The following is a 21,938-nucleotide window of genomic DNA, read 5'->3' on the forward strand; positions in this document are numbered from 1 at the left end:
GTTGCGGTTGCTCCGGGTATCGGTTTTGGCGAATACGGAGAGGGTTATGTTCGTATAGCTCTTATAGAAAACGACAACAGAATCCGTCAAGCGGCAAGAAATATAAAAGAGTTTTTAAGACAATTTGAAGAGAAAAAATAATCACACTGGTGTGATGGGCTTCCTGCCGAAGCAGTCGCAAGACTCTCTGTGGGAAAACCAAGCGTTAGCGTAGATAGAGGAATCTAGGTGCCCCTTGAGGGTATACTTCCTCTGTCGTGAGAGAATGGGGATAAAAGGGTTCCCTTAAATTTATGCAATAAATTAAAGGAATTGATATGATTAAAGTAGGAATTATAGGCGTTGGAACTGTTGGAACGAGTGTAGCACAGATTTTAAGAGACAATGCTGATGTGATTTCTGCTCGCGCCGGAGTTGATATAGTAGTAAAAAGCGGAGTTGTGAAAAATATAAACAAGTCTAGAGGTTTAGATATAAAGCTAACAGACAACGTCGATGATATTTTAAATGACGACGAGATCGACATTGTAGTAGAACTTATGGGCGGTGTCGAGGAGGCTTTTGAGATAGTCAAAAAGGCACTCAAAAACGGTAAAGCCGTAGTAACTGCAAACAAAGCGCTTTTGGCGTACCACCGCTACGAACTCCAAGAGATTGCGCAGGATATTGCTTTTGAGTATGAGGCAAGTGTCGCAGGTGGTATCCCTATTATCAACGCTCTTCGCGATGGACTCTCCGCAAACCATATAGAGTCTATCAGGGGGATTATGAACGGAACGAGCAACTATATGCTAACCGAGATGATTCAAAACGGCATGAGCTATACTAATGCCCTTAAAAGCGCTCAAGAGCTAGGCTATGCGGAAGCAGACCCGACCTTTGATGTTGGCGGGTATGACGCGGCACACAAGCTTTTAATCTTAGCAAGTATTGCTTATGGCATAGATGCAAAGCCTGAAGATATTCTTATTGAGGGCATTGAGAACGTGTCAAAAGATGATGTTGAGTTTGCAAACGAGTTTGGATATGCCATAAAGCTTCTAGGCATTGCCAAGAAAGATGCAAACATGGTGGAGCTTCGCGTTCATGCAAGCATGATAAGCAAAGATGAGATGATAGCAAAGATAGACGGCGTTATGAACGGTATCAGCGTTGTCGGCGATAAAGTAGGAGAGACACTCTACTACGGATCTGGTGCTGGTGGAGACGCTACTGCAAGCGCCGTTGTGGCAAACATTATCGATATTGCAAGAAGCGGAAAGAGCAAACCTATGCTCGGTTTTGACAAGCCGATGGAGCGCGGGCTAGTTTTAAAGCCAGCAAGAGATATTGAATCAAAGTACTATCTGCGTATAAATGTCTCTGATAAAAAAGGTGTTTTGGCAAGAGTGACCAAAATGTTTGAAGACAACGACATATCGGTAGAGACCATGCTGCAGCGCCCATCTTCAAAAGAGAGCGCAAACCTTCTTATCTCTACTCATTGCGCATTTGAGAGAGATATACAAAACCTTATAGATTCGCTTGAGAAGCTGGAGTTTGTGAACTTTAGACCTGTTATGATCAGGATTGTATAAAAAAGGTGAAAATCCTAATAACTGGAGCTAGCAGCGGAATCGGCGAAGCTCTCTCAAGACTTTATGCCTCAAAAGAGAACGAACTCTATCTGCTTGCCAGAAGAGAAGATAGACTTCAAAAACTCCAAACAGAACTATCACCCCTTACAAAAAAAGTAGAGATTATAGTTTGCGATGTAACCGATTTTGATAAGCTACAACAGAAGATGAGAGAGCTTCAAGATGTAGATATGATTATCCTAAATGCCGGAATCTCACTCGGGCACTCACTTGAAATAACCCCTTTTGAGGAGTTTAAAAGACTTTACGATGTTAATGTTCTCTCAAACCACGCCATACTTGAAATACTTCTTCCTAAGTTTTTAGAAAAAAAGAGCGGTAGAATCGTCTTTATCTCCTCTTTGGCATCTCTCTTCTCTATGCCCAGCTCAAAAGTATACAGCTCATCCAAAAGAGCTCTGAATGCTTATGCCGAAGGGCTGAGATACAAGTACGAGCCGCAAGGCATAAAGGTTTTAAACATACTTCCTGGTTTTGTAAAGAGCGAACTCACCGACAAGAACAAGTTTTATATGCCATTTTTACTAAGCACCGAAGAGGGAGCTAAGATCATAAAGAGAACAATAGATAAAGAGAAAAGATTTTACGCTTTTCCGAGAAGATTTTACTATTTGATACTTCTGTTTAAATATCTTCCCTTGTTTTTAAAACAAAAGATTATTAAACATCTTTTTCGCTAATATTACCCATTGAAAACCACCAAAAAGTTAAAAAAACATCATGGAAAATACTCAAACAATAGATAGCGTCTGCACATACTGCGGGGTTGGGTGCGATATAGCCGCACATGTAAAAGATAACAAGATCCAGAAGATCTTCGCACACAAAGATGGAGTCGTCTCGCAGGGGAAGCTCTGCATAAAAGGGAAGTACGGGTTTGATTTTGTCGACTCAAAAGAGCGACTTAGAATTCCAAGAATCAAAAAGAGTTTTTTAGATAAAAATCCTTCCATAAAAGAGGCTATTGCACCATCGTTAGTTGATTTTGACGACGTTTGGTATGAGAGTGACTTGGAGAGTGCCACAACTGCTGCTGCCATGAAATTAAAAGAGATTCAGGCTAAATACGGCAGAAAAAGCATAGCTTCCATCGGAGGGGCTAGAACCTCATGCGAGAGTGTCTATCTTTTTCAAAAATTTACACGCCATACGTTGAACTCTCCGCATGTAGACAACTGCGCGAGAGTCTGCCATTCGCCGAGTTTAAAAGGGATGCGTACCACCATCGGGGAGGGAGCCGCGACAAACCCTTACAATGACATCTACAATTGCGAGTTTATGATAGTCATAGGTTCAAATACGACAGAAGCACACCCTATTATTGCCAACCGTATTGTTGATATGGCGCAAAAGCATGACAATCTGGCTGTTTTTGATGTTCGCGAAATAAAGCTGCATCGTTTTGCAAAATATAAGGCGATTATGCCTTATGAGGCAAATCTGCTTGTTTTAAATATGCTCGCACATGTCATTATTACCGAAGAGCTTTACGATGAGAGCTTTATTGCAGAGCGCACAAAAGGTTTCGCAGAGTTTAAGCAGATGATTTTAAATGACCCATACGCTAATCCGAAATATTTTGAGCATATTGAGGGTTATGAAGAGCTTAGCAAGATGATTCCAAAAGTGGCAAGAGAGTATGCGCTTAAGAAGTCTATGATATTTTGGGGACTTGGAATTACTGAGCATACAGACGGTTCTTACGCGGTAATGGCGATAACGCACTTGGCACTAATGACTGGAAATATTGGAAAAGCAGGAGCAGGGCTTATGCCGCTTCGCGGGCAGAATAATGTTCAGGGTGCATGCGATATGGGGATGCTTCCTTACTATGACCCCGATTATCAAGAGCCAAAAGAGGTTGGCTTGATGACGCCACAGCTTGTCGATGAGATGCTAGAGGGGCGCTTAAAGGCTGTCTTAAATATCGGAGAGGATCTGACACACATCCATCCAAACATAAACAAAGTTGAGAGAGGCATACAAAACTTAGAGTTTATCATGGTTCAAGAGCTCTTTATGACCGACATAACATCAAAAGCCGATATTGTCATAGGTGTAAAGTCAGCGTATGAAAAAACAGGCGTTTACGTCAATGCAATGCGCCGTCTTCACTTGTCTCAACCGCTAGTAGAGTCTGACCTGCCTGATGATTGGGAAGTTCTGCAGCTTCTTGATAACAAAATGGGCGGAAAAAGTGCCTATAAAAACTCAAACGAGATTTGGGATGAGGTGCGAGAGGTTGCATACCGCCGCTTTAGCGGAGCTAGCTATATAAGAATGCAGAGACATCGCAAACGTGGGCTTCAGTGGCCTGTCCATACCGAAGATACTCCGATTTTGCATCAGCTTGATTTTAGAACAGATGACGGATTGGGAGAGTTTCACTACCATCAGTACAAATTGCGCAATATGGTGCAAGAGATCATTGAGAAAAAAGAGAGAAACTACTACCTAACAACTGGCAGAACAATTGCCATGTACAACAATGCGGCACAGACAAAACAGACACCTAGTCTGGTCGATAGATATGATGAGGATATTTTGCTTGTAAACAGCTCTGATGCCGATGATTTTAAGGGCGAGCGCGTTATTTTAAGAACAGAGAATGGAGAGACAAAACCGCTAAAAGTAAAATTTACGGACAAAGTGGAGCCAAAAGCTCTTTTTGTGACATTTCACTATGCAGATTCCAAGATAAATGCGCTCTTTGGAGACGAGAGCGACGAGCTTATTTTGACGGCGGCTTTTAAATCTGTAAAAGTGGAAGTTGTAAACCTCTAGATGAGCAGAGCAAAAGGAAATGCAGCAGAAGATATTGCTTGCGAATTTCTTAGAGACAATGGCTTTGCAATTGTAGAGCGAAATTTCTACTCCCGCTTCGGCGAGATAGATATCATCGCCATAAAAGATGATGTTTTGCACTTTGTAGAGGTTAAAAGTGGGGTTGATTATGAGAGTGCGGTTTTAAATATTACAAAAAGCAAGCTCTCAAAAATCATAAAAACGGCTTATGTTTATATGAAAAAGAGCTCTTTAGATCTAGATTTTGTTCTTGATGCCTTAATTGTTGCAGAGCAAAAAGTAGAGTTTATAGAGAACATAACGCTCTAATCCGCTTTTTTAAGATTTACCTCTTCGATGAGGTCTAAAAATCCATCAACCTCTCTGCTTCCTCTGTCAGCATGTATAATCTCACCTCTGTTTGTTAAAAAATAGTGTCTTGGAACGCCTTTAGTCACAAACTGTTTAGGTACTTTGTGTCTGTCTCTTGAGAGGTACAAAAGCACATACTCTTCTTCAAGTCTATCGATTGCTCTCTGGTTTGAGAGTGTGAGTTTTTTAAATCTATCACACCATCTGCACTCATCAGCACCGATGAAAAGATAGACACCTTTTTCTTGTTTTTTTGCCTCTGCAAGTGCTTCATCATAATCATTTAACCAGTTTAGCTCTGTACTAAAAAGAGTTGAGTATAGTATAAATAAAGAGATAAAAATTTTCATCTTATTTGTAAATATCCCAGAAATTATTTTTATACTATAATAACATAAATACAAAGGGTTTTGGAGGATTTTATGGTAGCAAATATCTATTTTGGCTCACAGGAAACATCAAGGCAAGAGTTAACAAACAGATTAAGTCCATACAGCGGTGAAGTTGTCTCCAAGGCTGTGATTTGCAACGCGGATGATGCAAAAAAAGCGCTTCTTATCGCCAAAGAGGCAGCTAAAGAGGCTAGAAAAAGTACGATTGCACAGAGATGCAGCTGGCTTTTAGATGTTGCGCAAAAGTTAAGAGATACTAAAGAGGATATGGCAAAAACCATTACCGATGAGGTAGGAAAACCTATTGCTTTTTCAAGAGTAGAGGTGGAGCGCTGCATTGAGACCATAACTCTTTGTGCGGAGACGATGCGCACGATGCATGGAGAGACCATCAATACAGATGCAATGCCAAGCGGGAAGAAGACAACAGCCTTTTTTTTGCGTGAGAGTGCAGGAGTTGTCGTGGCGATTACCCCTTTTAATTTTCCGCTCAATCTTGTGGCGCATAAACTCGCACCCGCTCTTGTGGCGGGGAATGCAGTTGTATTAAAGCCGACTCCAGAAGCTCCTTTAACGGCGTATAAATTTGCAAAACTCTTTATCGAGAGCAAATATGCCATAAAAGATGCACTCAGTGTCGTTTACGGTGATGCAGAGGTCGGAGGTACACTGGTTTCAAGTGATATACCGCGTGTTATAAGCTTTACGGGAAGTGTTCCTGTGGGTGAGATAATTGCAAAGAGCGCAGGAATAAAAAAGGTCTCTTTAGAGCTTGGTGGCAATGCGGCGACCTATATTGATGAGAGTGCGGATCTGGATTTGGCGGCTTCAAGATGTGCTATCGGTGCTTTTGTAAACTCCGGTCAGGTCTGTATATCGCTGCAACGCATCTATGTCAATGCAAAAATATATGATGCATTTGCGCAAAAGATGGCAGATGAGACAAAAAAGCTGGTTGTCGGCTCACCGTATGATGATGAGACGTTTATGGGACCGCTTATCGATGATGAGGCATGCAAAAGAGCTATGAGCTGGGTTGAGAGTGCCATAGAAGAGGGGGCAACCGCAATACTGCCTCCTCGCGTAGATAGAAGGCTTTTTTATCCATGTGTTATGGCTAATGTTCGTGATGATATGGCGATTGTGTGTGAAGAGGTTTTTGCACCGATTGTCTCTTTGGTTAGAGTAGAGAGTTTTGATGATGCACTCCCGCGTATAAACAACTCTCCATATGGACTTCAATTTTCAATCTTTACAAATGATTTAAGCCTGACAAAACGTGCTATTTATGAGCTTGATGCAGGTGGGGTAGTTATAAACGATATGCCTACTTTGCGTTTTGATATTCAGCCATACGGCGGAGTGAAACTTAGCGGTGTGGGACGAGAAGGTCCGCGTTTTGCCATTGAAGAGATGAGCGAGATAAAAAGCGTCGTTATCTGCTAAAAGTAGAAGCTTATAGATGTTACAAAATTACTAAAAAAGAAAAAATATTTTTTGTAATATAAAATCCAAAAGCTGTTAAAAGAGCACTTTTTCTCTGTGTGTTAAAACATACTCAGAAGTGCTTTTTTCCACGCCAAACAAGCTTTCTAGGCATAGATTATTTGGGCACAATTACCATTTATTTTTTACAAAAAAAAGAAAAAAAAATATGACAAATCCATATTAGAATTAGAAAAAGTTATGATATAATCGGTCAAAGTTAACTCAAAACAAGGTGTTTTAGATGAAAAAGGCAATGGCAGGATTCTCGATTTTAGCGCTCTTTTTGTGCAATTCTTGGGCGCAGGACATCAGTGCTCAAAAGGGTAAAGAGATATTTGATGCAAAAGGGTGTGCGGTGTGTCACAAGGCTGATATGGATACAATCGGGCCGTCGCTCGCAACAATTGCCAGAGGCTATTTGGGCAAAGAGGTTGAGCTTGTTTCATATCTTAGAGGTCAGGCTCCTGCAATTGTTGATCCTGCTCGCGCACCTGTTATGGATCCACAGCTTGTAAAGATCAGAACACTTTTTGATCCGGATATGCAAGCTCTTGCAACATATATAGTTTCTGCAAATGATAGACCGTTTTAAGTCGAGGTTAGTTAAAAAGGGGAAAGGGAGAAGATGAAAATTGAACGTTTTTTTATATCAAAAATAGCAGTTGTTCTGCTGTTTGTATGCGTAAACATTTTTGCGCAGGAAGTTGTTTTGAGCGAGGCTGAGAAGTTTTACGGCACGGAGTTAAAGTCGCCGAAAAAAGTACAACATCCTCCATTTGAGTGGGGTGATTGTACCGTTTGTCATACAGATGCAAAGGGGGAGGGGGCTCTTATAATGGAGCCCCCTGAGTTGTGTGCTATGTGTCACGAAGCAAAAGATACAAAAAAGTTTATTCACGGTCCTGTTGCGGCAGGTGCTTGTACGACATGTCACAATCCGCATGAGTCTGATAATGCAAAACTTTTGGTAGCATCAAGCATAAATGAGCTTTGTACGTCATGTCATCAAGACAAAGACACTTTTTTGCGTGATACTCCAAATATTCACCCGCCGGTAAAAGACCAGTGTACCAACTGTCATGACCCGCACACAGAAGACCATCTCTACCAGTTAAAGGCTGACGGAAAGAAAGACTTGTGTGTTATGTGTCATGTTGACAAAGAGATTTGGACAAGTACCGTAACTGACAAGCATGGTGCGCTCGATAGACCTAGAAAGTGTTTAGAGTGTCACGACCCTCACGGTTCGACGAACCCTAAGTTTTTAATAAAAGATACTTCAAAAGAGTTGTGTCTATCATGCCATAGTGAGTCTCTTACAAGAGATGAAAACGGCGATAAACTTCTAAACATAGGAAAGCACTTAGAGAACAATCCTGATTGGCACGGTCCTATACTCTGGGGAGATTGCGCTGCATGTCACAATCCGCACGGTTCAAACAACCTGAGTATGCTTAACAAGCCGTTTCCTAGAACGTTCTATGAGAAGTTTGAAGAAGATAATTACATCTGTTTTCAGTGTCATGAAAAAGAGAAGATTATGGATGAGAATACGACAACGGCTACAAACTTTAGAAACGGTTCTAGTAATATGCACTTTGTTCACGTCAACAAAGAAAAAGGACGTTCATGTCGTGCATGTCACGATTTCCACGGTACAAAAGAGTACCCGCACCACCTAAGAGCAAAGACGAAGTTTGGCAAGATTAACTTCCCTATTCGTTTTATTGAGACCGAAAACGGCGGTTCATGTGCACCTGCATGTCACGCTCGTCGTCACTACGATAAAGTAACGCCAAAAGTCAACCTAAAGTAGGATGATTTGAAACCTCTGTTCCTCCCGCTTCTTTTATTTGCCGCACTCTGCGGCAATGCTGAGGAGAGTTTATCTTCCATAGAGATGCCCAAAGACAAAACACGCTATGTGGGAGAGAGCAGCACTTTTGTTATAAACGCTACACTTGATGAAGTGGATACTATAGTAATAAAACAAGATAACAATGTAACCAATATTTTAGAAGTAAAGCCCAAAAAAGATACATACTGCAAAACAATCGAGCTGAGTCCAGGAGAAAACAGGGTTATGGTAACTCTTTACAAAGACTCAAAAGAGGTTAGAAAAGAGAGCAGAGAACTCTACTTTTTGTCTGAGCTCTTTGAGGGTCTTGACGAGTACACGGTAGAAGAGTACGCGTTGAGATTTTTTCACAAGGATGAAAAAGAGAACAAGTGCAGCTCTTGTCACAATATGAAATCAAACGTACCGACAAACAATGAGGCTCTTGAAGATGTGACAAAGACTACTTGCTATGATTGCCACAAGGGGATGATAAGCACAAAAAATACTCATGCACCGGCTGCCAACTGGTTATGCACCAATTGTCATAACGGGAAGTTCGGCGAATACAACATGCAACATAAAGGTGCTTCAAAGTATCTGGCACCGGACCCTATTGCAAAGACATGCGGCGAATGTCATGACACTGTTGATGATTGGAGCAGAAACAGGTTCGGGCATGGACCTGTAAATGATGGTAGATGTGAGAGATGCCATAATCCGCACGGCTCAGACAACGAGTTTTTCCTTAGAAAATCAATCTGGGATCTCTGCACAACTTGCCATTCGGAAAAGGCTAGCGGACAACATGTTATACCTCAAATAGGCTTTGGGCGCCGTACCAAGAGCGGAGGACACCCTACAAGAGGGAGGGAAGACCCTGTTCGTCCCGGACGTGAACTAGTCTGCAGCAGCTGTCACAATCCGCACGGTTCTGCAGGTATATTTTTGCTTCGCATGAAAGGTACAATGCCTTACGGCGTCTGTCAAAGATGCCACAAGAAGTAAATAAACAGTTATAATCATCACAAAAATATCACAACTTTACACTTTCTTTACAATTCTGTTACAAAAAGTAACTTGACTTGAATCAATTGCTATTTTGATTGTCTTTTAATTGTACTTTATTAATATATTGTTATACTTGTAATAGAAGATAGTATTACAAAAAATTATATACTATTTTGGGAGGGACAAAATGATTAGTAATAAAATAAAGCTAATGATAGCGGCTTCGGTGTTTAGTGTTTCGTCTGCTTTTGCAGGTTCGATTAGTGGTAGTCCACATGATTTGTCGGCGAATATTAGTTTGGATAGTGCTACTGCGGATAATGGTGAGATATGTGTGTATTGCCATACGCCTCACGCAGCTAACACTGCTTTTACGGGTGCACCGTTGTGGAATAAGGCTACGCCGACTGGTACATTTACGATGTATGGTTCAACAATAGCGGGAACAGCTACAGATGCAACACCTGCCAGTCCATCGTTGGCATGTCTAAGTTGTCATGACGGTGTAAGTGCTATAGACTCTATAGTAAATGCTCCTGGTTCGGGTATGAATGCAGTTGCAGGTACTAATGATATAGTAACAGGACTAACGATTAAGTACGGCGGTAACATCGGTGGTACTCCAGGAACAACTACTGTGGGTGGTCCTAATCTAGCAAACGATCATCCGGTCTCGATTGTTTACACAGAAGGAACAGCAGGGCTTAGATTAAAGACTACGATACTTACGTCATTAGGCGATACTGTTGCATGGGTCGGTGCTTCGACTATCGAAGATCTTCTGCGTGGAGCAGGTTCAACTCAGGTTGAGTGTGGAAGTTGTCACGATCCGCACAACGGAGGAAAGACACAAGGAACAGATACCGAGGTTAACTTCCTTCGTCATACGAATACAAATAGTTACCTCTGTTTAGGTTGCCACGATAAATAAAATAAGTATGTAGAGGGTAAATCTCTCTACTGCTCATTTTCCCATTATACTTTCTTTGTTATAATGTTTTTTTATATTATATCAAAGTCGGAGTCTCTCATGAAAGCCATCCTTTTTTCAATTCAAATTATAACAGTTATGCTTTTTTTTCAAGCCTGTGCTACAAAAGAGGTTGAAGTAGAGCGTACCATTGTATTTCCACAGTATCCTGAAGAGCCGAGGATTTTATATCTTGCTACCTACAGAGCCGGCGCGAAAGAGGACACATCGAACGCACTTGATATTTTTTTAGGTGATAAAAAAGGTGAGAAGAGAGTATCAAACATTATTAAGCCTTACGGAGTAGGTTTGCAAAATGGCAAAGTTTACGTAGCAGATACGGCTTCAGATGTTGTTTTTGTAATGGATGAAGAGACAAGAAAGCTTGAGTTTATAGGAAACGGTAGCGCGGGGAGACTCTCTTCTCCCGTTGGAATTGCATTTGACAGGGATAAAAACATCTATGTCAGTGATTCACGAGATAGGAAGATAAAGGGCTACGATGTAAACGGAAATATAAACTTTGTGCTTGGAGACAGGCTCGATTTTGCCTCTCCTACAGGAATAGCAATAGATAAAAATTTGCACCGACTCTATGTCGTTGATACGAAGGCACATCAGTTTAAGGCGTATGATATCGCTACAAAAGAGCATCTCTACAGTGTTGGGCAAAGAGGAACAAGGGACGCTGAGTTTAACTTTCCTACAAACATTGCAGTTGACAGGAGAAACGGAAATATAGTAGTTGTAGATACGCAAAATTTCCGCGTGCAGATATTTGACAAAGAGGGTAAATTTATTACTAAATTTGGAAATGTGGGAAATAAACCCGGAACATTTGCAAGGCCAAAAGGGGTTGGAATAGATAGCCAGGGTAATATATATGTAGCTGATAGCGCCTTTAACAATATTCAGATTTTTGACGAATACGGCAAGAGTCTGCTTATGTATTTTGGAGGCGGAGGCTACGGTCCCGCACAGTTTCGTCTGATAACAGGAGTTTATATAGATGAGAATGACAAAATAGTAATAGCTGACGGATTTAGCGGCAGGGTACAGACTTTTCAGTATGTAAGTGAGGAGTGGAAAAAGAAAAATCCTCAAAGATATAGTGAATTAAAGTCTGCTCCAAAAGTGCAAACAGAACAAAAAACAGAAAAATAGACAGGGTTGAGTATTGAATAAATTATTTTTAATTGCCGCGTTGGCGGTATCTCTTTTTGGAGAAAAAACATTGTTACCGGAATCTACTGTCGCGGTCGTAAACGGTATAGCTATATCGGTAGATGAGAGAGACAAAGAGGTTGGAAAACTTCTTCCAAAGGCATATTTTCACTCTAGTATCGATGAGGAAAAGTTAAAAAATCTGCAAGAACAAGCGTTAGAATCGCTTATAGAGAAGACTCTTCTGTACAGTTATGCTTTATCAAAAAATATCAATACAACTGAGAGTGAAATAGACGAGGTAATGACAAATCTTGCGGCAAGGTACGGTTCAAAAGATCTATTTGAAGGGGCAATCAAAAGACTTGGGTTTACGAAAGCTACTTTTAGAGATGCAGTTAAGAAAGACGAAGTTTTAAAAAAGCTATACAAACAAGAAATTGAAGTAGAGATTAGCGATAAAGAGTTAAGAGAGTACTATGATAAAAATATGCATAAGTTTAAAGAGCCTGAAAAGGTCAGAGTTAGGCTGATACATGTAAGAAACAACCCAGAAGATCCAGAAGGAAGAGAGAAGGCAAAGAAAAGAATTGACGAAGCTTTTCAAAAGTTGGAGGAGGGGGAATATTTTGCTGATGTTGCGGCAAAATACTCAACGGCGATGAGCAGAATCAAAGGCGGAGATATGGGCTACCTTCATAGAGGCAGGCTCCAAAAAGCTGTTGAAGACGTGGCATTTTCTATGGATATTAACAAGACAAGCAAAATTATCGAGCAGGACATTGGTTATTTTATAGTGAAGGTGGAAGATAAACTAGTTCCAAATCAACTCTCATTCGAAAAGATAAAAGATGGACTTGCAAAAGATCTTAAAGAGAAGGAAGAGAGTAGAAGAAAAAGTGAGTTACTTAAGAGGTTAATGCAAAATTCGGTGATTGTGAAGTAATAGAGAAATGCAAAAAAAAACTCTGTTTTGGTTATGTACGGTCTCTTTATTAGCCCTAAAACTGAGTGCAAATGAGTTCCCCGACAGAGGTTTTTACGGTAGTCTTAATTTTTTATATACAGATGATAACTATATAAACAGCGGAAGCGAAAACTCAAAAGAGAATTTTTTGCAGGAGTATAAACTTGGATATGCAGGTAATATCTACAGTCCGCGCCTTCTTGATTATAAAATAGAAGCTCTTTTGAGATTTGATAAAGAGGAAGTTACAAGAGATACTGAAACAATCAAGCAAAATAGTAATGGGGAAGATTATAAAGTAAATTTGAATTTTATAAAAGATACAAATTTCCCTTTTACCATATACGCAAATAAGTCAGAGAGACCGATAAATACCGTATATAGCGCTTATACAACTAACTATGCGTATGATACAAAAAGTGAGGGCGCAACAGGCTCGCTAAACTTTAATCCATATATGTTTACATACGGCGCAACGACGACAAAGACAACCGCAGAATTTAGAGACAGGCTTCAAGACACAAAAACTACAGCTTATAGCGGCTCATTTAGATATAGCGAAGGTGCTCATAATATGAAAGCCAATTACTTACACTCTATATTGGATAATGAGCAAAATTACATAAATGATGAGATAATCAGTGTCAGCCAGACTAAAGACGTGCTTAACTTGTCTCACACATGGAGAGCATCCGATGATTTTACCCTTAACTCTAAAGCTTCATATGAAAATGATGAGTATTATGCAAGGGAGACGATAGATGCAGGCGTAGATCTGAATTGGAGACCAAAAGAGGCGGATTACGACGCATATCTGTCCGTACTCGGTACGACGATGGAGTACGGCGACTCTTTAGGAGGTCAAAAATATGTTTTTGACTCCGTAAATGTAAATCAAAGATTTAATTATCGGCTAACAGAGACGATTACACTCTCAGAGGGAGCTATGCTCTTTTTTTACGACAGCCCCACTTCAAAAGGGAGCAACTCTTATGTTAACTTGGATGCTACACACAAATATGACACAACTATATTTTCAGATATGCCATTTAACTTAACAAGTAGAGCAGGAGTTCAAAAAAATGATTCAAATATTGAAAGCATCTATGATGGAAACAGCACCTCGACAAAAACAAGCACGGAGAGATACGATATTAGCCTAAATGCGAGGGCAAAAAAAAGTTTCCCAAAAATTAATTCAGATTTAACACTCACTAGCGGATATTTTCACTCGCTCTACTCCACAGACAGAGAGGAGCAGAGATACAACTTTGGAATATACTTTTTATCTAAAATATTTGACATATTTAACAACAATATAACTGCAAGATACACTCAAACCAATATGTCAGCTGAACCATCAGCTGACGAAGGGGATACAAAAAGCTCTTATTCACAGACAAATATTATGGAGTCGCTTGACTTTAATTTTAGACTCGGTGTTAGAGGGCGAGTAGGGTTTCGTGTAGGAGCAGAGTATATAAATACAAAAAGCGATGCCGTAAGCTCAAGCAGGGTTGATCCAAGAGCAGAGGCAAATTTAAACTACCGTCTGTTTAAAAACTGGAAGTTTGACGCCTCTGCAAGGATAAGTGAAATTTATAATACACTTGAACATTCCGGAAATGCAAATTTAACTTTTAGCGCCGGAAAAACTACTTTTTTAATGGGATATCAGTATAATAAGAGTGAGATAGATAGTGTGTATAGAACTATAGAAAATAAGCGTTCTATTTTTAGAGTACAGTTAACGAGAACATTTTAGAGGGAGCAGAGTGTGAGAAATTTTATATATATAATTGTTTTTATTGTGAGTATTGATGCCCTTTATGCCAAAGATGCACAAACGCTTGTATGGCCTCCGCCTCCTGATGAGGCAAAAATAGAGTATGTTGCTTCCATAAGAGATTATAAAGATTTTGGGATTGAAAAAGGGTTCTTCTCAAAAGCTTTTGACTTTTTGTTTGGAGAGGAAGATAAACCGCTTTACTCTCCTTTTGGAACGCATGCAGATAAAGAGAGAGTATATGTAACAGATATATCTCACAAAGCACTTCATATATTTGATAAAAAAAAGAGCAAAGTTATTACAATCGAGGGCTCAAAAAAAGAGAAGTTTTTATACCCCATAGATGTAGTAACCGACAAGAGCGGAAATATCTATGTATCTGACTCTGTAAGAGCAAAAGTGTTTGTGTTTGAAGATGATGGCGATTTTAGTCATATCATTGCGCCAAAAGAATTGCAAAGACCGGTGGGACTTGCCATAAGTGCCGATGGGCAAAAACTCTACATGGTAGATTCAGTCTCCAGCCAGATACATGTAACGACTCTAAAGGGCAAGTATCTTGGTTCTATAGGCAAAAAAGGTAATGGTAATGGAGAGTTTAACAGACCTACTTTTATGGATGTGGGAGGTAACGGTAATCTTTATGTCTCAGACTCTATGAACCATCGTGTGCAGATATTCGACAAAGATGGAAATTTTATAAGCAAATTTGGTCAGCTTGGACAAGAGATAGGAAGTTTTGGCTCCCCAAGAGGCATATCTCTTGACACTCACGGAAATATATATGTAAGTGATACTATGTTTAACAATATACAGATATTTAACCAAGAGGGTGAGCTTTTGATGGTTCTTGGAGGTTACGGAGACAAAAAAGGTCAGTTTTCTCTTCCCGAAGACATCTCTATAACATCACAAAATACTATACATGTTACAGATGTAAATAATGGGCGTATTCAGATTTTTAGACTCATTAAAACAGAACAAACAAGGAGTTCAAAATGAGATACTTAATCTTTGCACTGTTCGCTTTCTTACTAGTGGGGCTTACTCAGTTACCTGCTTCTATAGTCAACACTAAACATAATCTATCTGTCGGCGGAACTGGAACTGCAAAAGCTACAATAGAGACAGAAGTGTGCGTTTTTTGTCATGTCCCGCACTTTTCACAACCTATTGGCAAGCCTCTTTGGAACAGAAGTATGCCGACAACAGATTACGTTATGTATGACAGTGAATATCTAAGACGTATGGGCTATCCCTCTATTGCCGCCAATCTTGGTTCAGATAATGATACTCCGGGTGCACTCTCTAGACAGTGTCTAAGCTGCCATGACGGAACTATTGCTATCGGTGCGGTATCAAAGCTAAGATATGATTATGACGGAGCGGTTATAGATATGGGGGGCGTTGATCCTGACGGTACAATAATAGACACGGCAACAGGGTTCATAGGCACGGATCTCTCTCATCACCACCCCGTTGGAGTTGAATATGACTCGACCATAAGCAAGACTTTCGGTAATGGCGGAATCCGCTCTATGGAGTTAAAAGCCACTCCAGATACTCCTATAAAACTGTTTGAGTATCCGGGGTACGGCGGAAAATACGTAGAGTGTTCATCTTGTCATGATCCGCATAAAGAAAATAGCAAGTTTTTACATTTTGACAGTGGAACAAATCATGCCGCAAATTTTGTCGGTACATGTACCTCTTGCCATGAAAAAACGTCTTGGGTTGGGAGCGTTCATCAGTCACCTCCAGGCACTCCTACATATACGGACGCGGATTTGATTGCAAGATATGGAACGGGTGCAGTCGGAGAGCTTGGGTGTGCTAACTGTCACGTTCCGCACAACGGGCAGGGAGTCGGATACTTAAACAGACAGGTATTGGAGCAGACATGCTTTCAAGGAGCTGCTTCAAGTGAAGCGGGGGCTGCATGCCACGGTGTCGGCGGAGCAAAAGATATAAAGTCTATTCTCAGCAGAGCATATACACATCCTGTTTTGGCAGAAGACAACCTTCCAGGAACACAGCATACAAACCTAGATGCGCTCTATGGAACCGGAAATCCGGATCCGCTTGGATATAAAGGCATGGACTGGGCAACTAATAAACACGCGGTATGTATGGATTGTCACAACCCTCACCGTGCTCGTGCGGGTACACACATAGTAGATGGTTCATGGTATGGAGCTCCGGGAGCTTCGACAAACCTTGTATCTAATGTGCTTCAGGGTGTTACGGGCATTGAGCCAACATGGCCGACTGCTTGGACACAGCCTACTACTTTTACGACGATGGAGAGTGCGGAGAAGGAGTACCAGATCTGTTTTAAATGTCACTCTTACTGGGGAATAGGTGACGCAGTTAATGGAGTTAATACCTCAGGATATGTCTCTCCAAGTGATTTGGTTACTCCTTTGACTGATGTGGCATGGGAGATGAACATAAACAACAAATCAGGTCACCCAGTTGTTATAAACCAGCTTGCACGTACCGGAAGCTACGCTCCAAAAGAGCTTGACACTACTCAGCTATGGACGCCGTGGAAAGAGAATCCAGGGCTAAACACTATGTATTGCTCTGACTGTCACGGTGCCGATAACGAACTTGGGGGAGATCCTAAGGGTCCACATGGTTCAAATCTTAAATATATTTTAAAAGGTGTAAATCAGTACTGGCCCATGAAGCCCGACGGCGTTACGCTCTATACCATGGATGATTTAAAAAACAATACTGATGCTGGGCTCTTTTGCAAGAACTGCCATGACCCTGACAGACCGCATACGGATTGGTGGAACAGGATGGCAAACAGAGGGTTCCAGTGTGTACAGTGCCATGTAGCTATACCTCATGGTTCACCTCTCTCTAGATTATTTGGGTACAGTTCTTTTCCTGCTCCATATAATTACGGTGGAAATAAGCTTGCAACTGTAGGTGGATATCGCAAAAATGCATATACGATGGTCGATTCTAATGATGTTTACTCATCGCATGCAGGCGGCGGTATGTGTCATGGTACTAATGCCGGCGGATATGACGCTAACTTGATGCCGTGACGGAGAAAAGATGATGAGGATTTTAATACTGTTTTTTCTTTTGGTTCCGTTTTGCTTTGCAACTTCCAATGTAAATGATGACAAGCGCATAAAAGATGCTCTACTAAAGTACAACTATGGGATTATCAAGATGACTAAAAGCGGCAATACAAAGCTTTTAAAAGATATGCTCCCCCAAGAGCTCTATTTTAAGGTGATGGTATGGGCGGACTCTTGGAAATTTAGCAACCTTGCAATGGTTGCAGAGATAAATGACCTTAGATTCTCTCCGATAGCTTACAACGAAGAGAACGCAACGATAAGAACTTTGGAGAACTGGACATATGCCTATGCGGATTTGGTAAAGAGAGACTATGCGCTTAAGCCTACAACCATTTTTTACAAAGTAAAATATACGCTAAAAAAACATCACGGACAGTGGATGATCATCGCTGTTGAAAATCTTCAAGAAGAGACTTTTGTAAAACCAGATACGCATGAGCCTTCCGTGGATGAGAAAAAGGAGAAGCCTCTTGATGATACATCAGGGGGAAATTCTAAAGGTAAAATAGCAACCCATTAACCGTGGTGTTGTATCTCTGTGCTAAACTAAAATTTCATAAGATATTACAAAGTATTATATTACTTTGAAGCATCTTTATCACTCTCAAGGAAAAATATGAGTTACATTAGTAGAATTTGGTCGTTTTTAATTTCGATGAAATTAATGGTTGTTTTGATTCTAATATTTGGTGCTGCAAGTGCCGTAGGAACGTTTATAGAGAATGACTATGGGGTAAATACCTCATGGGCTGTCATTTATGCCAGCAGATGGTTTGAAGCGGTTCAAATACTGCTTGGAATAAGCATATTGGGAAATATTATCCGTTATAAGATGTACCAAAAAAAGAAGTTACCGACATTTATTTTTCATGCCGGTTTTATCGTTATACTCCTCGGTTCAGGGTTAACGAGATACTTTGGTTATGAGGGAGTTATGCACATTCGCGAAGGCGTAACTGAGCAGAAGATGATCTCCTCCGATGCGTTTTTGCAGATAGAGGCAAAAAAAGGGGATAAAGAGTTCATAAAGCATGAAGTGGTTTATATGTCGGAACTTGGTGGAAGAAGCTTTAGTGAATCTTTGGATATTGAGGGGAAAAAGCTTAGTGTCTCATATAAAGATTTTATAGCAAAAGCGGTAAAGAAGGTGGTAGAAGACCCAAACGGAAAGCCCATTGCAGGACTTGTTATTATGGCACCGCAAGGACCTGAGAGGTACTCTATAAGCAGTGGAGAGTTTTTTGATGTCGGGCCTTTGGCAGTTTATTTTGATAAAGAGGTGCAGGCGCATAAGCCAGCACTTTATATTATGAGCTCTCCAAGCGGTATAACTTTTGTATCAAATGTTGATGTGAGCTGGACAAAAATGAGTGATCAATCAAGTGGAGTTTACAAGGCGGGAATGGAGTATCCATTTGATGCAGGGCAGCTTTACAATGTCAGAGGCGTTCAGGTAGTTGCCAAAGAAGTTTATGAGAAAGGTGTGGTAAAAGTTATAAGCCAAGAGGAGTATAGAAAAACTGCAAAGCAAGATCTAAAGATGGATGAAAATGCTCTCTCCGCACTTATAGTAGATGTGGAGTATGATGGGCAGAAGCGTGAAGTCGCACTTATGGGAAAAGGCAAGCGTTATCAAGGTTTTACAGAAGTGCTTGCTTTTGAGGATATGGAGCTTACTCTGGAGTGGGGAGCAAAGATACTTGAGTTGCCCTTCGCTCTTAAGCTAAACGATTTTGTTATGGATAAATATCCAGGCTCAATGAGCCCTTCTTCGTATGAGAGTTATATAACGCTTATTGATGAAAAAAACAGTGTGAAGATGGACTATAAAATATTTATGAATAACGTTCTTGATTACGGCGGATTTCTATTTTTCCAATCATCTTACGACAAAGATGAAAAAGGAACTATACTCTCGGTCAATCATGATCCGGGAAAATGGCCTACATATTTGGGATATTTAATGCTGGCTATAGGAATGGTTCTGAATGTTTTAAATCCGTATAGTTATTTTGGAAAGTTGGCACGCATGAAGTACGAGTATAAGGCTTCGGCTTGGGCTGCTGCTCTGTTTTTTGCGCTCTCTATTTTTAGCGGCACACCTCTAGCGGCATCATCGGTTGATGCGGATAGTATTAAGAAGATAGATAAAGCTCATGCCCACCACTTCGGTACTCTGCTTGTTCAGAGCCTTGATGGAAGGATAAAACCGCTTGATACTTTGAGCATGGAGTATCTAAACAAGATAACGGGCAAAAACACTCTCTTTGGGCAGAGTCATAACCAGATAATACTCGGTATGGCGACAAATCCGGATGCATGGAAGAGCGTCGACATGATAAAGGTCTTTCATCCTGAGTTAAAGAAGTTGCTTGGTCTGCAAGAGTCACAGAATGCTTTCGCCTACGAAAGAGCGTTTGACGAACGTGGTCAGTATATACTCGGCGCACACGCAGAAGAGGCGCTTAGAAAACGCCCCGCAGAGAGAGGGACATTTGAAAAAGAGCTTATCAAGCTTGATGAGAGGGTAAATGTTGCCTATATGGTCTATTCAGGCCGTTTTATGAAGGTCTTTCCCCTAAAAGGAGATGCGAGTAAAAAATGGTACTACCCGCAAGAGGCACTCGAGACCTTCCCTCCCGAAGCTGCTCAAGAGGTTCTAAATCTTCTTAGAAATAACTCTTTGGGGCTCTCAAACGGTCTGCAAAACGGTGACTGGAGTGGTGCTGATAAAGCGATAGATGACATAAAAGAGTATCAGCGCAAAATAAACCCTGATCTAATAGCAAACAACACTGTTGTAAAGGCGGAGCTGCTCTATAACAAGCTTAAACTATTTGAGCGTCTATACCCTATTTATCTCTTTTCGGGACTTATTTTGCTTGTGCTTATATTTGTTCGTTTGGCAAAACCAAACTTAAACCTGACAACTACTATGCGTGTTATTCTTGTTCTGTTTGTGGTAGCTTTTGTGGTTCATACGTTTGCTCTAGGGCTTAGATGGTATGTAGCGGGACATGCTCCTTGGAGCAATGGATATGAAGCGATGCTCTACATCTCTTGGAGTATTATCTTGGCGGGAATTCTGTTTGCAAGATCTTCGGAGCTTGCCGTGGCAACGACAGGACTTTTTGCAGGCATTACGCTCTTTGTAGCGCATCTGAGCTGGCTTGACCCGCAGATAACGACAATGGTGCCCGTTTTAAAATCAAACTGGCTGACGGTGCATGTATCTGTAATAACTGCGAGTTACGGCTTTTTGGGGCTTAGTACGCTGCTTGGATTTATATCGCTCATATTTTATATAATGCTTGGAAATGAGAGCAAGCGTGAGCAGATTAGCGTTAATATAATGGAGTCGGCACGCATTAGCCAGATGTCTATGATAGTTGGATTATCGCTTTTAACTATTGGAAACTTCATAGGCGGCGTGTGGGCAAACGAATCGTGGGGGCGCTACTGGGGATGGGACCCAAAAGAGACATGGACAATAGTAACTATAGCGGTTTATGTCTTTGCGACACATATGCGCTTTGTGCCTATGCTAAAGTCTAACTTTTTATATAATGTAGTATCGGTTATCGCGTACTCTTCGGTCATTATGACCTACTTTGGCGTTAACTACTACCTCTCTGGCATGCACTCATACGCAGCAGGTGATCCGGTTCCGATTCCGGAGTGGATATACTACGTTATTGCCGTTATTGCACTTGTAGTTGTTGCGGCATCGTTTAACCGCGACAAGTTGGTTAAGGTAAAGCCTTTAAAGGAAAAATAGACTTATTGGGAGGTGTATTATGAAGAGATGGTTTATTGCGCTGGCAGCAGCTATTTTTATGAGCGGGTGTTCTACGCTGGAGGTGCAGGTTGATTATGATGATAAGCATGATTTCTCTGCTTTGTCATCATTTGCGGTTGTCTATAAAAACCAAAATGATGGAAGAGATTTCAGCAGAGACAGAATAAGCAGACAGGTAACTGCCTACATGAAGAATAAAGGCTATGAAAACGTAGAGAAAAGCGCTGCAGATTTCTACGTCATAATGCATCTTGATGTCCAGCAGAAGTCGCAAGTAGAGACAAACTATGAAACTATAGGTATCAGACCTGTTCCATATATGTATCTTGGAGCAATCAGACCTATAGGCGCTTATCCTGGTACCTATGCTTCGGGTGCGATGGTGATGGAGCCTGATGTAAGGGTTACCACAAGAACAAATGAGTATGAAGAGGGCAGGTTAATCCTAGAGGTTTTTAATGTCAAAGAAAACAGAGTAGTTTGGCAGGGAATAGCAAGAGATGAGCTCTCAAAAGATTATACGCAGAAAGAGAAGAGTGATTATTTAAACAGAGTTATATCTGAGCTTTTTAAAGATTTTCCGTTAAAGAAATAGTGAGGTTTGACATCTTTTAAAAAAGATGT

At 40.8% G+C, this 21,938-nt stretch carries 18 protein-coding genes and 1 pseudogene; 18 read left to right on the top strand and 1 reads right to left on the bottom strand.

Annotation, left to right across the window (positions count from 1 at the left end; translation table 11 throughout):
• The 5 genes and pseudogenes from RQ763_RS00515 to RQ763_RS00535 form a co-directional block, all read left to right on the top strand.
• Window positions 1–141: pseudogene (locus RQ763_RS00515) on the top strand (alanine transaminase); the annotation flags it as partial.
• 176 nt (window positions 142–317) lie between these two features.
• Window positions 318–1,577 (top strand): homoserine dehydrogenase, encoded by a 1,260-nt coding sequence (locus RQ763_RS00520; RefSeq protein ID WP_314150466.1) that lies wholly within the window; start codon window positions 318–320, stop codon window positions 1,575–1,577.
• 5 nt (window positions 1,578–1,582) lie between these two features.
• The gene (locus RQ763_RS00525; protein WP_314150467.1) at window positions 1,583–2,317 is read left to right on the top strand and encodes an SDR family NAD(P)-dependent oxidoreductase; all 735 of its coding nucleotides are present in this window, start codon (window positions 1,583–1,585) and stop codon (window positions 2,315–2,317) included.
• A gap of 40 nt (window positions 2,318–2,357) precedes the next feature.
• The gene (locus tag RQ763_RS00530) at window positions 2,358–4,421 is read left to right on the top strand and encodes a molybdopterin oxidoreductase family protein (protein WP_314150468.1); all 2,064 of its coding nucleotides are present in this window, start codon (window positions 2,358–2,360) and stop codon (window positions 4,419–4,421) included.
• Complete coding sequence (locus RQ763_RS00535; RefSeq protein ID WP_314150469.1) at window positions 4,422–4,751, top strand: YraN family protein; 330 nt, start codon at window positions 4,422–4,424, stop codon at window positions 4,749–4,751.
• Here the strand turns inward: RQ763_RS00535 and RQ763_RS00540 are convergent.
• Window positions 4,748–5,143 carry a thioredoxin family protein gene (locus RQ763_RS00540; protein WP_314150470.1) on the bottom strand — a complete coding sequence of 132 codons (396 nt, stop codon included), beginning with the start codon at window positions 5,141–5,143 and terminating at the stop codon, window positions 4,748–4,750. The two genes, RQ763_RS00535 and RQ763_RS00540, sit on opposite strands and share 4 nt — an antisense overlap.
• 72 nt (window positions 5,144–5,215) lie before the next feature.
• Between RQ763_RS00540 and RQ763_RS00545 the strand changes: the two genes are divergently transcribed.
• From RQ763_RS00545 to RQ763_RS00605, 13 genes are all read left to right on the top strand, one after another.
• The gene (locus tag RQ763_RS00545; RefSeq protein WP_314150471.1) at window positions 5,216–6,631 is read left to right on the top strand and encodes an aldehyde dehydrogenase family protein; all 1,416 of its coding nucleotides are present in this window, start codon (window positions 5,216–5,218) and stop codon (window positions 6,629–6,631) included.
• Between the two features lie 283 nt (window positions 6,632–6,914).
• On the top strand, window positions 6,915–7,265 hold the full coding sequence (locus RQ763_RS00550) for a c-type cytochrome (protein ID WP_314150472.1): 351 nt from the start codon (window positions 6,915–6,917) through the stop codon (window positions 7,263–7,265).
• A 33-nt stretch (window positions 7,266–7,298) separates the two neighbouring features.
• Entirely contained in the window at window positions 7,299–8,489 is a 1,191-nt protein-coding gene (locus tag RQ763_RS00555; RefSeq protein ID WP_314150474.1) for a cytochrome c3 family protein, read from the top strand.
• A gap of 6 nt (window positions 8,490–8,495) precedes the next feature.
• Complete coding sequence (locus tag RQ763_RS00560) at window positions 8,496–9,518, top strand: cytochrome c3 family protein (RefSeq protein WP_314150475.1); 1,023 nt, start codon at window positions 8,496–8,498, stop codon at window positions 9,516–9,518.
• A gap of 190 nt (window positions 9,519–9,708) precedes the next feature.
• Window positions 9,709–10,452 carry a cytochrome c3 family protein gene (locus RQ763_RS00565; protein ID WP_314150476.1) on the top strand — a complete coding sequence of 248 codons (744 nt, stop codon included), beginning with the start codon at window positions 9,709–9,711 and terminating at the stop codon, window positions 10,450–10,452.
• A gap of 99 nt (window positions 10,453–10,551) precedes the next feature.
• A complete protein-coding gene (locus tag RQ763_RS00570; RefSeq protein WP_314150478.1) occupies window positions 10,552–11,655 on the top strand; it encodes a 6-bladed beta-propeller in 1,104 nt (367 codons plus the stop codon).
• A gap of 13 nt (window positions 11,656–11,668) precedes the next feature.
• Window positions 11,669–12,601, top strand: a complete 933-nt coding sequence (locus tag RQ763_RS00575) for a peptidylprolyl isomerase (protein ID WP_314150479.1) — start codon at window positions 11,669–11,671, stop codon at window positions 12,599–12,601.
• 7 nt (window positions 12,602–12,608) lie between these two features.
• The gene (locus RQ763_RS00580; protein ID WP_314150480.1) at window positions 12,609–14,387 is read left to right on the top strand and encodes a hypothetical protein; all 1,779 of its coding nucleotides are present in this window, start codon (window positions 12,609–12,611) and stop codon (window positions 14,385–14,387) included.
• A gap of 12 nt (window positions 14,388–14,399) precedes the next feature.
• Window positions 14,400–15,413: a 6-bladed beta-propeller gene (locus RQ763_RS00585; RefSeq protein ID WP_314150482.1), complete on the top strand. Its 1,014-nt coding sequence runs from the start codon at window positions 14,400–14,402 to the stop codon at window positions 15,411–15,413.
• Entirely contained in the window at window positions 15,410–17,473 is a 2,064-nt protein-coding gene (locus RQ763_RS00590; RefSeq protein WP_314150483.1) for a cytochrome c3 family protein, read from the top strand. Before RQ763_RS00585 ends, RQ763_RS00590 begins: the two co-directional genes overlap by 4 nt.
• A 10-nt stretch (window positions 17,474–17,483) precedes the next feature.
• A complete protein-coding gene (locus RQ763_RS00595; RefSeq protein WP_314150484.1) occupies window positions 17,484–18,035 on the top strand; it encodes a hypothetical protein in 552 nt (183 codons plus the stop codon).
• A gap of 96 nt (window positions 18,036–18,131) precedes the next feature.
• Window positions 18,132–21,293, top strand: coding sequence for a cytochrome c biogenesis protein CcsA (gene ccsA / locus RQ763_RS00600; RefSeq protein WP_314150486.1), 3,162 nt, complete (start codon window positions 18,132–18,134; stop codon window positions 21,291–21,293).
• A gap of 19 nt (window positions 21,294–21,312) precedes the next feature.
• Complete coding sequence (locus RQ763_RS00605; RefSeq protein ID WP_314150487.1) at window positions 21,313–21,909, top strand: DUF4136 domain-containing protein; 597 nt, start codon at window positions 21,313–21,315, stop codon at window positions 21,907–21,909.
• Window positions 21,910–21,938 lie beyond the last annotated feature (29 nt).

Source organism: Sulfurimonas sp., assembly GCF_032250635.1.
In the GTDB taxonomy this organism is placed as follows: Bacteria; Campylobacterota; Campylobacteria; order Campylobacterales; family Sulfurimonadaceae; genus Sulfurimonas.

Bases quoted from the DNA above. Each gene is read 5' to 3' on its own strand.
- ccsA (WP_314150486.1), top strand. From the start codon at position 18,132: ATGAGTTACATTAGTAGAATTTGGTCGTTTTTAATTTCGATGAAATTA.
- RQ763_RS00530 (WP_314150468.1), top strand. From the start codon at position 2,358: ATGGAAAATACTCAAACAATAGATAGCGTCTGCACATACTGCGGGGTT.
- RQ763_RS00540 (WP_314150470.1), bottom strand. From the start codon at position 5,143: ATGAAAATTTTTATCTCTTTATTTATACTATACTCAACTCTTTTTAGT.
- RQ763_RS00580 (WP_314150480.1), top strand. From the start codon at position 12,609: ATGCAAAAAAAAACTCTGTTTTGGTTATGTACGGTCTCTTTATTAGCC.
- RQ763_RS00535 (WP_314150469.1), top strand. From the start codon at position 4,422: ATGAGCAGAGCAAAAGGAAATGCAGCAGAAGATATTGCTTGCGAATTT.
- RQ763_RS00550 (WP_314150472.1), top strand. From the start codon at position 6,915: ATGAAAAAGGCAATGGCAGGATTCTCGATTTTAGCGCTCTTTTTGTGC.
- RQ763_RS00570 (WP_314150478.1), top strand. From the start codon at position 10,552: ATGAAAGCCATCCTTTTTTCAATTCAAATTATAACAGTTATGCTTTTT.
- RQ763_RS00590 (WP_314150483.1), top strand. From the start codon at position 15,410: ATGAGATACTTAATCTTTGCACTGTTCGCTTTCTTACTAGTGGGGCTT.
- RQ763_RS00555 (WP_314150474.1), top strand. From the start codon at position 7,299: ATGAAAATTGAACGTTTTTTTATATCAAAAATAGCAGTTGTTCTGCTG.
- RQ763_RS00520 (WP_314150466.1), top strand. From the start codon at position 318: ATGATTAAAGTAGGAATTATAGGCGTTGGAACTGTTGGAACGAGTGTA.
- RQ763_RS00545 (WP_314150471.1), top strand. From the start codon at position 5,216: ATGGTAGCAAATATCTATTTTGGCTCACAGGAAACATCAAGGCAAGAG.
- RQ763_RS00595 (WP_314150484.1), top strand. From the start codon at position 17,484: ATGATGAGGATTTTAATACTGTTTTTTCTTTTGGTTCCGTTTTGCTTT.
- RQ763_RS00605 (WP_314150487.1), top strand. From the start codon at position 21,313: ATGAAGAGATGGTTTATTGCGCTGGCAGCAGCTATTTTTATGAGCGGG.
- RQ763_RS00565 (WP_314150476.1), top strand. From the start codon at position 9,709: ATGATTAGTAATAAAATAAAGCTAATGATAGCGGCTTCGGTGTTTAGT.